12 protein-coding genes are annotated in these 12,372 nt (G+C 69.2%); 5 read left to right on the forward strand and 7 right to left on the reverse strand.

What is annotated here, in order from left to right; genetic code table 11:
• Window positions 1–207 precede the first annotated feature (207 nt).
• Window positions 208–1,770, forward strand: a complete 1,563-nt coding sequence (locus ACKY0X_RS16205; protein WP_409426860.1) for a hypothetical protein — start codon at window positions 208–210, stop codon at window positions 1,768–1,770.
• A 111-nt stretch (window positions 1,771–1,881) separates the two neighbouring features.
• Here the strand turns inward: ACKY0X_RS16205 and ACKY0X_RS16210 are convergent, their stop codons facing one another.
• The 6 genes from ACKY0X_RS16210 to ACKY0X_RS16235 are packed head-to-tail and all read right to left on the reverse strand — an operon-like array spanning window position 1,882 to window position 8,194.
• Window positions 1,882–2,955 carry a type I-U CRISPR-associated protein Cas7 gene (locus ACKY0X_RS16210; protein WP_409426861.1) on the reverse strand — a complete coding sequence of 358 codons (1,074 nt, stop codon included), beginning with the start codon at window positions 2,953–2,955 and terminating at the stop codon, window positions 1,882–1,884.
• Window positions 2,956–2,960: 5 nt separating this feature from the next.
• Window positions 2,961–3,902, reverse strand: a complete 942-nt coding sequence (locus ACKY0X_RS16215) for a cation diffusion facilitator family transporter (protein WP_409426862.1) — start codon at window positions 3,900–3,902, stop codon at window positions 2,961–2,963.
• On the reverse strand, window positions 3,903–5,156 hold the full coding sequence (gene manA / locus ACKY0X_RS16220; RefSeq protein ID WP_409429662.1) for a mannose-6-phosphate isomerase, class I: 1,254 nt from the start codon (window positions 5,154–5,156) through the stop codon (window positions 3,903–3,905). It abuts the gene before it with no gap.
• Window positions 5,157–5,164: 8 nt separating this feature from the next.
• Window positions 5,165–6,292, reverse strand: coding sequence for a TobH protein (locus ACKY0X_RS16225; protein ID WP_409426863.1), 1,128 nt, complete (start codon window positions 6,290–6,292; stop codon window positions 5,165–5,167).
• Window positions 6,289–7,695, reverse strand: a complete 1,407-nt coding sequence (locus tag ACKY0X_RS16230; protein ID WP_409426864.1) for a phosphomannomutase/phosphoglucomutase — start codon at window positions 7,693–7,695, stop codon at window positions 6,289–6,291. The genes ACKY0X_RS16225 and ACKY0X_RS16230 overlap by 4 nt, the downstream gene beginning before the upstream one ends.
• Before the next feature lie 58 nt (window positions 7,696–7,753).
• The gene (locus ACKY0X_RS16235; protein WP_409426865.1) at window positions 7,754–8,194 is read right to left on the reverse strand and encodes a DUF3499 domain-containing protein; all 441 of its coding nucleotides are present in this window, start codon (window positions 8,192–8,194) and stop codon (window positions 7,754–7,756) included.
• A 93-nt stretch (window positions 8,195–8,287) separates the two neighbouring features.
• Between ACKY0X_RS16235 and ACKY0X_RS16240 the strand changes: the two genes are divergently transcribed.
• Entirely contained in the window at window positions 8,288–8,740 is a 453-nt protein-coding gene (locus ACKY0X_RS16240) for a metallopeptidase family protein (protein WP_409429663.1), read from the forward strand.
• Between the two features lie 8 nt (window positions 8,741–8,748).
• On the opposite strand, the gene ACKY0X_RS16245 is transcribed toward ACKY0X_RS16240, so the two are convergent.
• Entirely contained in the window at window positions 8,749–9,144 is a 396-nt protein-coding gene (locus ACKY0X_RS16245; RefSeq protein WP_409426866.1) for a WhiB family transcriptional regulator, read from the reverse strand.
• Between the two features lie 347 nt (window positions 9,145–9,491).
• Between ACKY0X_RS16245 and cofD the strand changes: the two genes are divergently transcribed.
• Genes cofD through ACKY0X_RS16260 form a run of 3 tightly spaced genes read left to right on the forward strand, consistent with a single transcriptional unit; the run spans window position 9,492 to window position 12,372 of the window.
• A complete protein-coding gene (cofD, locus tag ACKY0X_RS16250; RefSeq protein WP_409426867.1) occupies window positions 9,492–10,505 on the forward strand; it encodes a 2-phospho-L-lactate transferase in 1,014 nt (337 codons plus the stop codon).
• Window positions 10,502–11,842, forward strand: coding sequence for a coenzyme F420-0:L-glutamate ligase (locus tag ACKY0X_RS16255; RefSeq protein ID WP_409426868.1), 1,341 nt, complete (start codon window positions 10,502–10,504; stop codon window positions 11,840–11,842). Before cofD ends, ACKY0X_RS16255 begins: the two co-directional genes overlap by 4 nt.
• The gene (locus ACKY0X_RS16260; RefSeq protein ID WP_409426869.1) at window positions 11,839–12,372 is read left to right on the forward strand and encodes an NUDIX hydrolase; all 534 of its coding nucleotides are present in this window, start codon (window positions 11,839–11,841) and stop codon (window positions 12,370–12,372) included. The genes ACKY0X_RS16255 and ACKY0X_RS16260 overlap by 4 nt, the downstream gene beginning before the upstream one ends.

Below are 12,372 nucleotides of genomic sequence, written 5' to 3' on the forward strand. Positions count from 1 at the left end.
CGTTCGAACATGCTCGGAGCACCCCCTCATCTCTTATTGACAATGATTTTCATTATCGATAAGTTCTGGCACAGGTTGCTCGAAGCGTTCGAAGGACAAAACCCTGATCTGGCGCCCCCGCGCCCAGCACATGCCGCCTGCAGTCAATGAACGCTTCTTTCGGCCGCCCGATTTGGCTTCGGATACAACGCAAATGAAGGAGTACACATGAGTAGTCGTGACCAGGCTCGGCAGCGGATCCGGGAGCGCCGTCGTGTTCTCGGTGCCGGCAGCGCAGTCAGCGCATTCTTGGCGTTCGGCCTGGGACCGGTGGCGGCTGCACCGAGCGCGCACGCCGATATCGACTGGCTGGTGGATTTTCTCGATGTCAGCGCTGCATCGGTCGATACGGCCGGCCCCGCCGACGCAGGCCTGAGCGACTTCATCACCGATCTGATCAATGGTTTCGGACTCTACGAGGCCGTTTTCGGTCGGTTATTGGTCGGAGACGGGATCGATGGCTTTACCGGTAGCAACACCTCGCTATTCGGCTGGCTACCCGGCATTGGCGACCTCGGCGACGGCGGGTTCCTCTACGGCAATGGTGGCGCCGGCAGCGACGCCACCTACATTGACAATCTGCTCACCACAGCCGGGGCGGGCGGCAACGCCGGTCTGATCGGCAATGGCGGCGTCGGCGGCGCTGGGTTGGAGGCTGGCTACTACGGTGGCAGCACCCTGATCGAGGCCACTGCCGGCGGCGCCGGTGGCGCCGGTGGCTGGCTTCTCGGCGACGGCGGTGCGGGCGGTGCGGGCGGTGCGGGTTGGAGCGGCACGCTCGCCGATGGTCTCAACGGCAGCATCGGTGCCGCCGGTGGGGCGGGAGGCAGTGCGTTGCTCTTCGGCAGTGGCGGTGCCGGTGGTGCCGGCGGTGTCGGCGGGAACGGCAGCGCGGGCGCCAACGGCCAGCTGGCCCAAGTCGGCGGCGCCGGCGGAAACGGCGGTTCCGGCGGAGGCGGCGGTAACGGCGGATGGATCATGGGCAGCGGTGGCAACGCCGGTGTCGGCGGCGCCGGTGGTAATGGCGGCGCCGGTGGCGATAGTGCTGTGGATGGTGCCGACTTCATCTCCAATGGCGCTGCGGGCGGCGTCGGCGGCAACGGAGGCGCTGGCAGTGTCGGCGGCGCTGGCGGCAGCGGCGGCGCCGGCGGCAGCGGGATCATCGGCGGCGAGGGCGGCGTCGGCGGCAACGGCGGGACCGGCGACAGCGGGCTCGGCGGCACGGGTGGCACTGGCGGTAGCGGAGGCGACGGCAGCCACTCCGGCGGTGATGGCGGCGCTGGCGGATCCGGTGGTGCTAGCAACACCGGTGACGGTGGTCGCGGTGGCGTCGGCGGCAATGGCGGCGACTCTGATGGCCGAAGCGTCACGCTGCCGGACCACACCCTGGCCTACGGGGCCGGCGGCAAGGGCGGCGCGGGTGGTCACGGCGGGGACAACATCAACTCCCACGGAGCCGGCGGCGACGGCGGGGCGGGCGGCAGCGGTGGCAACGGCGTCCTGCACCAGAACGACAACATCCTCGTACCTGGCGGTGCTGGCGGTACCGGCGGCACCGGCGGTGCGTCCGGCGGTTTGGCGGGCCAGACCGGTCAGGCCGGCGCGGCAGCCGACGGCATCACCGGCGGCACAGGGGGCGCCGGGGGAACCGGCCACCCGCACGACCACGACCACGACCACGACCACGACCACGACCACGACCACGACCACGACCACGACCACGACCACTGACATCAGAAATGAAGCAATGCGCAAGCGCTCGGCTGGGACGTCTCAGCCGAGCGCTCGCCGCTCTGACACCTGTGTCGGTACCCGGCTTCATCGGAGCCAAACAGGCCCGCCTCAGTTCGGCGTGGTCAGCCGACTCTCGATGAAGTGCGGCAACCGAAACCGCCGGGGCGCATGCACGACCGGTGTGTCCTGCGGCGCTCCGCCGTTCTGGGCGGCGGTGTAGGCCGCGGAGTTACCGGTGACGTGCAGCACCTGACCGCGCCAGGTGATGTCGGCCTCCCGGTAGGCCTCCACCAGAGCCCGCTCCAGCAGCTCGTCGGCCTCGGCGATCGACAACGCGGCCAACTCGACGAATTCCCCATCGCGGGCATCGAGTTTGAGCGTGGTGGGGCCGGTTTCCACCAGGTCGCAGTTGGCCCGGATGCTCAGTTCGGCGTTGGAACGCGCCAGCCCAGCCAGCGCGTAGGCGGCCAGCAGGATGCGGCCCGCCTCGTCGCCGGCGGGGCCGCAGTCGAACCGCAGCTGCCGCAGTGCGGCGAAGCTGAGCACCTGGGTGCGAATAATCCGGCTGCAGCACACTCCGGTGTCGGACACCGCACGGGAATCGGCCGATGCACCGTCGACGAGTACGCCGATGATCTCACCGGACAGCACTCCGCGGAAACGGCTTTGACCGGTGCCCAGGGCGGCGTCGATCGCACCGAAGATCAGACTGCCGGGGCTCAGTTCCAACAATGCACGGGCGTTGTCCGGTGTGCTCTCTCGGGCCACGCGGTAGGCCGGGTGTGCGATCGCGGGCTTGCCGTCGATGGAGCCGGTGAGAAAGTGCCCGTCGAAAATGCGTTGCGGCAGTTCGAGATCGGTGTAGACCAACCGGCCGCCCTCGTAGGAGACCTCCATCCGCGGCACCCGGCTCAGCAGCGGATGCTGGGCGTGGATGCCCTGCAGGATCGCGGCTTCCACGCGCTGGACCTGGCTCTGGTTGTCATCGATGAGCACCGTCGCAGTCGGTTCCCCGTCGATCAGCCGGGTCTCTACGGCCGACGCTGAACGCCCGGCGCGGGGAGCCGGGCTGACCGCGGCGTGCGGTCCCCCGGCCGGCGCCAGCTCGGTGGACACGGTCAGGGTGCTGCCGCCGCCGGCCTGGCAGGCGGCGGTGAGCTGCGGAAAGGAAAGTTTGGACAAAGCGATCAACCTTTCTGGTCCACCGAGTGTGGCACAGGCGTCCGGTCCAGGTCCGGCTCGAGATAGATGACCAGCGCCGTGGGCACAGCCGCACGGATATTGGCTTCGGCGGCATCGATGGTGGCCGCGACTCCGGCCAGATCGAGGCTCGGAACCACGGCGATCTTGGCCCCCACCAGCATCTCGTCCGGGCCCAGGTACTGGGTGCGGATGTGGATCAGGCGGGTGACGTTCTTTGTTCCCTCCAGCGCCGCACGAATGGCCTGATCCTCGGCGGCGGTGGCGCCCTCGCCGATCAGCAGGCTATGCATCTCCACCATCAGGAAGACGGCGACCGCTCCCAGCAGCGCACTGATGCCCAGGGTTCCCACACCGTCCCACACCGGGTTTCCGGTGACCACGCTCAGCCCGACCCCGATCAGCGCCAGTGCCAAGCCAATCAGCGCCGCGGCGTCCTCGAGCAGGACCACCGGCAGCTCCGGATTACGCGAGGTGCGCAGGAACCGCCACCAGCTGCCCTCGCCCTTGAGCGGGCGCGACTCGCGTATTGCGGTGCGAAAACTGTAGGTCTCCAAGCCGATAGCAACCAGCAGGATCGCTATCGCCACCAGCGGGGAACTCAGCTCGACCGGGTGGCGAACCTTTTCGTAGCCCTCGTACAGCGCGAACATCGAGCCCAGGCTGAACAGCACCAGCGCCACCACGAACGACCAAAAGTAGCGGCTGCGGCCGTGCCCGAAGGGATGCAGCGCATCGGGTGCCTTGGCGGCGGCGCGCTGGCCGAACAGCAGCAGCGCCTGGTTGGAGGTGTCGACCACCGAGTGCACGGCCTCGGCGAGCATGGCGGCGCTACCGGTGATCAGGTAACCGGTGAACTTCGCCACCGCGATCCCGCCGTTGGCCGCCAAGGCCGCGACGATGGCCTTGGTACTACCCGAGGACGACACTCACAGTCCTATCGTCGCCCGGAACAGGGCGGCTGGCTTCTGGGCGAGCAGCCGGATCGGCCCGTCGTCGCAGGGCACCCAGGCCGACTCCCCTCGGTGCAGCGTCAGCGACTTGGACTTGGCGTGCACGGTGATTGAGCCCTCGGTGCACAGCAGAATCTGCGGACCGTCATGGCGCGCCGGCGCGTCCACCTCGTGTCCCAGGTGGACGCCGTCGAGCGTGAGTCGCGACAGCGCGAATTCCTCGGCGGGCGTCTGGTAGACCACCTCGAGTCCCTCGGCATAGGTGGCCGGCCGCAACGCTTCCTCGGTGGTGGGGGTGAAATCCAGCACCCGCAGCAACTCGGGGACGTCGACGTGCTTGGGGGTCAGCCCGCCACGCAGCACGTTGTCGGAGTTGGCCATCACCTCCAGACCTACGCCATGGAGGTAGGTGTGCAGGTTTCCGGCCGATACGAAGATGGCCTCCCCCGGTGCCAGGCTGATCCGGTTGAGCAGCAGCGAAGCTAGGACACCGGCATCCCCGGGATACCGCTCCCCCAGCTCGAGCACCGTCTTGGCCTCGGCAGAGAACTCGCCGGCCTCAGAACTGAGGTACTGGATGGCCCCTTCCAGCACGGCGGGCACCAACACGTCCAGATCGGGTTGGGGCGCGGTGATCCACGTGGTGAACAGCGCCCGCAGTCCATCGGCGTCGGACTGCACATCGGACTGACCGTTGCCGGACTGGCCGCCGAGCAGGTCGATGAACGGGTCCAGATCGGATACTGCCAGCGCCCTCAGCAGCTCGATGGTGCGCGCCACCGGCCGGAAGCCCGCCAGCGCCTCGAACGGCTGCAGCGCCACCAACAGTTCGGGCTTGTGGCTGGTGTCGCGGTAGTTGCGGATCGGCGAGGACACCGGGACGCCGAGCCGCTCCTCGCGCTCGTAGCCCTCGATCGCCTGCATGGCACTGGGGTGGGCCTGCAGCGACAGCGGCTCGTCGGCGGCCAGCACCTTGACCAGAAACGGCAGCCGGTCACCGAAGCGCGCCTGAGCCACCGGGCCCAGCTGGCCCTCCGGGTCATGGGTCAAAACGTTGAGCAACGACACCTCGCCGGTGTCGGTCTCCAGGCAGGCCGGATCCCCCGGATGTGCCCCCAGCCAGAGTTCGGCCTCGGGATGCGCAGCCGGAACGGGCCGACCGGTGAACTCGGCGATAGCGGTCCTCGAGCCCCAGGCGTAGGTCCGTATCGCACCGCGTAGTTGTTCCACTGTTCCCGTCAACCCCGCAAAAGTCTCACGTAGGCGGCGGCCATCTCCAACCGCACGGCCAATACCGCAAGCTGCTCTTCGGCCCGCGCCGGGCCGCTCGGCGACAACGCCTCCGTTGGGCTTGCGGTTTCCTCCGAGGCACCCGGTGCCACCGGCACATCCCCGGCTGCGATCAGGTCCACATCGTGGAGGCCGTTGATGCGGGCCGCCACCACGGTCCGTTCGGCGGCCAGCGTCAGGGCCAGTACCCGCAACCGGTCGGCGGCCGGGCCATCGATCTGCTCGTCGTGAAAGATGTCGGCGACATCGCGGCCACCGGCGGACTGCGCCCGCAGCACGCTCACCGCGTCGGCCAACCCGGTCGCCGCCACTGTGGTCCGACCGATCCGCAGCATCGCCGCGCTGCCGTGCCGCGCCAGCGCCAGGGTCGCCGCGCAGTCACCGGTCAACGCAACGTCGCGGCCGACGATGCGGTCGGCCAGCATCTTCGCCGGGTTGGTGAACAGCTCACGCGCGGCACTGTCGCGCAGCGCCTCGGCGTCGAGCTCGTCGGCCAGCGCCCCCAAGTCGGTCGGTGCGGCCGCACCCTCCAGGGCGTCGAGGATGGCCAACCCGGCGGCCAGGTAGCGCGGCAGGCCGAACTCCGCCGAGACAGCGATTCGCGGTTCCAGCACGGCGACGCGGCCGGCGGTGGCGTCACGCAGTGGCCCCTCGTAGGGCGCGACAACCACGACCCGCGCACCGCGACGTACCCCGGCCGCGGCCGCAGCGACCAGCGCCGGGTCACCCGGGTCGTCGCCCGCGACGATCAGGACGTCCAGCGATCCGATCCAGGACGGCACCTCGGCCGCCAGCACCAGCGGTGCGCGCGCCGAATCGCCGCGGACGGCGTTAAGCAGGCCCCCGGCCGTGGCCGCGGTGCCGCGGGTGGACAGCCAGATGATCGTCCGCGGCGGGTAGTCACGGCTCTCGCTGCGGACAGCGTCCAAGGCCCCCTCATCGACCGTCGCGGCGGTCGCGCGGACCTGCGCGCCGGCCATCGATGCGGCCCACAGTGCGCCGTCGCGGTCAGCCGCCAGCAGGGCCTCGGTGTCATCGAGGTCGACGGTGGAGAAGGAGCCGGAGAACGCGGTCACGGACGGGACTTCTCCGCGGCGGTGACGGTCTCGATCTGCGCGGCGACCCGGGCCACCACCGCGTCCACCGCGGCGGCGTCGGGCGCCTCGACGTTGAGCCGCAGCAGCGGCTCGGTGTTGGAGCTGCGCAGGTTGAACCAGCTGCCCGAACCCAGGTCGACGGTCACGCCGTCGAGGTGGTCCACCGACGACACCTGGTCACCGAAAGACCCGACCACCGCATCCACGCAGGCCTGCGCGTCGGCGACCGTGAAGTTGATCTCACCCGATGCCGCGTAGCGCTGGTAGTCGGCGGTCAGCTCCGACAGCGGCCGCTGTTGTTCACCGAGCGCGGCCAGTACGTGCAGGGCGGCCAGCATGCCCGAGTCGGCGCCCCAGAAATCCCGGAAGTAGTAGTGCGCCGAGTGCTCCCCGCCGAAGATTGCCCCGGTCTCGGCCATCAGCGCCTTGATGTAGGAGTGCCCGACCCGCGACCGCAGCGGTGTGCCGCCGCGCTCGGCGACCAGTTCCGGCACCGCATGCGAGGTGATCAGGTTGTGGATCACCGTCGCACCGGGCTCGCGGGCCAATTCGCGGGCCGCCACCAGGCCGGTCACCGCCGACGGCGAGACCGGCTCACCGCGCTCGTCGACCACGAAGCACCGGTCGGCATCGCCGTCGAAGGCCAGGCCAATATCGGCGCCTTGCTCGCTTACGAATGCCTGCAGATCCACCAGGTTTGCCGGATCCAGCGGGTTGGCCTCGTGGTTGGGGAAGTTGCCGTCCAGCTCGAAATACAGCGGCAGCAGCGTGATCGCGCCGACCGATCCGAACACCGCCGGTGCGGTGTGGCCCGCCATGCCGTTGCCGGCGTCGACGGCCACGCGCAGCGGCCGCAGGCCGGAGATATCCACCAAGGAGTGCAGGAATGCGGCATAGTCGGCCAGCACGTCGCGGTCGGTGATGCTGCCGCGCGATCCTTGGCCGTCGCCGGCCGGGTCGACCCCGGCGATCAGCTCATCGCGGATTCGGCCCAGGCCGGTGTCGGCGCCCACCGGCTTGGCACCGGCGCGGCAGAGCTTGATGCCGTTGTAGGCGGCCGGGTTGTGGCTGGCGGTGAACATCGCGCCCGGGCAGTCCAGCGCCCCGGAGGCGAAATAGAGCTGGTCGGTCGACGCCAGCCCGATCCGGACCACATCCAGGCCGCGGGCAACCACGCCCTCGGCGAACGCCGCAGACAGCAGTGGCGAACTGTCCCGCATGTCGTGGCCGATCACCACCTGGCGGGCACCTTCCTCGGCCATCAGCCGGGCAAACGAGGACCCGACCTCGGTGACGAGGGTTTCATCGATCTCCGAACCGACCAGGCCGCGTACGTCGTACGCCTTGATCACACGGTGGACAGCCGCAGCGGGCCGAGACATGGACAGGGCTCCTGACGCAGTGGACTCTTGACGCTCAAGCCTAGCCCGGAACCCGCGATCAGTCCGAAGGGTCTGGCAACACACGCAGGTGGCCACGGCGTCGACCATTGGTCTTCCCGGGCGGACCGGGCGGTGCCAGCACACCACCACCGGGTCCGGCGGTGGGCGCTCCGCGGGTCGGGGCGTCGCCTGGATTGGCCTGTGGGTACCACCCGTTGGCCGGGGCAGCCCGCCCGGATTCGCGCTCACGAACCGCCTCGGCAAGCGCGATCAGGTCATCCTCTTCAGGCGAAACCCAGGGGCCGGGGTGGCGGACCAGTTCCCAACCGCGCGGGGCGGTGATCCGGCCCGCATGGTTGAAGCACAGGTCCCAGGAATGCGGCTCAGCGGCAGTCGCCAGCGGGCCGACCACGGCGGTGGAGTCCGAGTAGACGAACGTCAGCGTCGCCACCGCATAGTGCGGACACCCTGGCCGGCAGCAACGACGAGGAACGTTCACGCCCGTGAGGCTATCGTGGCCGCTCGCCCCCGCAGCGCCGGACACGCGCAAGGCGCCGGCACCCTATGCACAACCGTTACCATCGTCAGCGTGATCGCCACGCGTCGCCGCTGGCGCGGCCGCGAAACCCGCGGGCCGCTGTTGCCGCCCACCGTGCCGGGATGGCGCACCCGCGCCGAACGGTTCGACATGGCCGTGCTGGAGGCCTACGAGCCCATCGAACAACGCTGGAAGCAACGGTTGACGGCCCTGGACGTCGCCGTCGATGAGATCCCGCGGATCGCCGCCAAGGATCCCGATAGTGTGCAGTGGCCCCCAGAGGTGGTCGCGGACGGGCCAATTCCGCTGGCCCGGTTGATTCCGGCCGGGGTGGATGTTCGGGGAAACCCGACACGCGCCCGAATCTTGCTGTTCCGCAAGCCGATCGAGCAACGCGCAAACGACAGCACAGAACTCGGTGATTTATTGCACGAGATTCTGGTGGCTCAAGTCGCCACCTACTTGGATGTCGAGCCCGCCGTCATCGACCCGACGATCGACGACTAGCCCTTTACTCAGATGATGCCGCGCTTGAGGCGGCGGCGCTCACGCTCGGAAAGCCCACCCCAGATACCGAAGCGCTCGTCGTGAGCCAAGGCGTACTCCAGGCACTCGCTGCGAACCGCACAACGCTGGCAGATCTTCTTGGCCTCCCGAGTCGAGCCGCCCTTCTCCGGGAAGAACGCCTCGGGGTCGGTCTGCGAGCACAGGGCGCGGTCCTGCCACTGCTCATTGGTGGCTGTCGCGGGGTCGAACGGGTCGAACTCGTCGTAGTCCTCGGGCGCGGGAACCAGACTCAGATGTGGGCGACTGGGCATCGCCTCCAACCCGCTCGGCCCAGCCATTTCAGCCATTTCGGCACCGGCGTGCGGTGCTCCCCCCATCACGCCCCAAAGGTGCTCATAGGACATGCTCCGCCTCCTCACCTGTAGCGCGATCCTGATATGTCGGCCGAATCGGAAGATATTGACCATCCCGATTCGAACATGTGATCGAATCTCGGTCTGCGACACCGAAATCGGCTGGCCAACCGGGAAATGACACTAGTGTGATTAGACACGGGTTGATCAGCCCGGTCAAGCTGATCGGCCAAATTCCTTACCATCCCGTGATCGATTTCCAACGTGTCCGAGACCGGCGAGTCCGTGTCATCTACCCCACACTCGCCCCTCGGCGTGTCTTACCGCGCCCCCCGATACCGCGACGACGCCGGTCCGCCACACCGGCCGCAGCGGCGCCAAAGGTACTGTCGTGCGCTGTGAAGGTCACCGTTCTCGTCGGTGGGGTCGGCGGCGCCCGGTTCCTGCTCGGCGTCCAGAAACTACTGGGTCTGGGCCAATTCGCCGAATCCCCAGCTGGCAACGGGGCCGACGCACACGAACTGACCGCGGTCGTCAATGTCGGCGACGATGCCTGGATGCACGGGGTGCGCATCTGCCCCGATCTGGACACCTGCATGTACACCCTCGGCGGCGGCGTGGATGCCGAGCGCGGCTGGGGTCACCGCGACGAGACCTGGCATGCCATGGAGGAGTTGGCCCACTACGGGATGCAGCCGGACTGGTTCGGCCTCGGCGACCGCGACCTGGCCACCCACCTGGTCCGCACCCAGTCGCTGCGCGCCGGTTATCCGCTGACCGAGGTGACCTCGGCGCTGTGCGAGCGCTGGCAACCGGGAGCGCGACTGCTGCCGGTCACCAACGACAGCTGCGAAACCCACGTCGTCATCACCGATCCAACCGACGACACCCAGCGCGCGATTCACTTCCAGGAGTGGTGGGTGCGCTACCGCGCCCAGGTTCCCACCCACGGGTTCGGCTTCGTGGGCGCAGAGAAGGCCACGGCCACACCCGAAGTCGTCGACGCCATCACCGGCGCCGACATCGTGCTGCTGGCCCCCTCCAATCCGGTGGTCAGCATCGGCGCCATCCTGGCGGTTCCGGGTGTCCGCGCGGCGCTGCGCTCCACTGCGGCACCGGTCGTCGGCTACTCCCCGATCATCGCTGGAAAGCCGTTGCGCGGCATGGCCGACGTCTGCTTGAGCGTGATCGGACTGGATTCGACCTCCCGGGCCGTCGGCGAGCACTACGGCGCCCGCAGCGGAACCGGGATCCTGGACTACTGGCTGGTGCACGAGGGCGAGTCCCTCGACACCCCTGATGGCCCCGACATCGCCGGCGTGACCGTCCGCGCCGCCCCGCTGCTGATGACCGATCCGGCGGCCACCGCCGAAATGGTCCGCACCGGACTGGATCTCGCGGGAGTGCGATGACCGAGCACGGCAGCGCCGCCAAGGTCGAGATCCTGCCGGTGACTGGCTTGGCCGAATTTCGGCCCGGCGACGATCTCGCGGCCGCGCTGGCCGACGCCGCACCGTGGCTGGCCGACGGGGACATCGTGGTCGTCACCAGCAAGGTGGTGTCCAAGTGCGAAGGCCGCATCGTGCCGGCGCCACACGACGCCGAGGCACGTGATGCGCTGCGCCGCCAACTGGTCGAGGCCGAGGCGGTACGCGTACTGGCCCGCAAGGGCCGTACCTGGATCACCGAGAATCGCCTCGGACTGGTGCAGGCCGCCGCCGGTGTGGACGGCTCCAACGTCGGCTCCGACGAACTCGCGCTGTTACCTGTCGATCCCGACGGCAGCGCCGCCGCGTTGCGCGCCGGACTGGCCGAACGTCTAGGCGTCAGCGTGGCAGTGCTGATCACCGACACCATGGGCCGCGCCTGGCGCAACGGCCAGATCGACGTCGCGATCGGCGCGTCGGGACTGTCCGTTCTCAACGGCTACGCCGGGTCCGTCGACCGGCACGGCAACGAACTGGTGGTCACCGAGGTCGCCGTCGCTGACGAACTCGCCGCGGCCGCCGACCTGGTCAAGGGCAAGCTCACCGACGTCCCGGTGGCGGTGGTGCGTGGTGTCGCCAGCCCCGACAACGGTTCCACCGCAGCCGCATTGGTGCGTTCCGGCTCCGAGGACCTGTTCTGGCTGGGCACCGCGGAGGCCATCGAGGTGGGGCGCGGGCAGGCTCAACTGCTGCGCCGCTCCGTGCGCAACTTCGCCGCGGAACCCGTTCCGGCGCAACTGATCACCGACGCCATGGCCGAGGCGCTGACCGCCCCGGCGCCACATCACACCCGCCCGGTCCGGTTCGTGTGGCTGCAGACCCCGAGCGTGCGCACTCGGCTGCTCGATGCCATGGCGCAGCAGTGGCGATCCGATCTGACCGGCGACGGTAAAACCCCCGAGGCCATTGAGGCCCGAGTCTCGCGTGGGCAGATCCTTTATGACGCACCCGAAGTCGTTATCCCGATCATGGTGCCCGATGGCGCCCACCACTACCCCGACTCCGTCCGCACCGCCGCCGAGCACACCATGTTCACGGTCGCCGTCGGCGCCGCCGTCCAGGGCCTGTTGGTGGCGCTGGCGGTACGCGGCGTGGGCAGCTGCTGGATCGGTTCGACCATCTTCACCCCCGAGCTGGTCCGCACCGAACTGGATCTGCCGCCCGACTGGGAACCCTTGGGCGCCATCGCAATCGGCTACCCCACCGAACCGCCCGAGCCCCGTGCACCGGCCGACGTCGGCGATATGCTGGTGCGGCGATGAGTCTGCACGACTCCGCTGTCGCAGCGCTGAGCGCTTGGGCCGCACCCGATTCGGCGCAGGACTCGCTGCGGCATGCGATGCTGGCGTTTCTGGCTGCCCGCCCCGACGCCTGCCGGCGCGAATGCGTTCCCGGCCACATCACCGCATCTACCCTGGTGCTCGACCACACCGGTGAGCGCGCGCTGCTCACGCTGCACCCGCGGGTGGGCCGCTGGCTGCAGCTCGGCGGGCACTGCGAGGACACCGACGCCGACATCGTCGCGGCCGCGCTGCGCGAGGCCACCGAGGAATCCGGCATCACCGGCCTGCGAATGGATCCGGCGCTGGCGGCCGTGCACGTGCATCCGGTGACCTGCTCGCTGGGTGTGCCGACCCGGCACCTAGACCTGCAGTTCGTGGCGCATGCGCCCGCGGATGCACAGATCGGAATCAGCGACGAGTCGCTTGCCCTGCGCTGGTGGCCGGTGGACGCGCTACCGCCGGACGCCGACGACGCGCTGGCGCACCTGGTGGCGCGGGCGGTCAGGTAG

Source organism: Mycobacterium sp. SMC-11 (genome assembly GCF_046250095.1).
GTDB lineage: Bacteria > Actinomycetota > Actinomycetes > Mycobacteriales > Mycobacteriaceae > Mycobacterium > Mycobacterium heraklionense_A.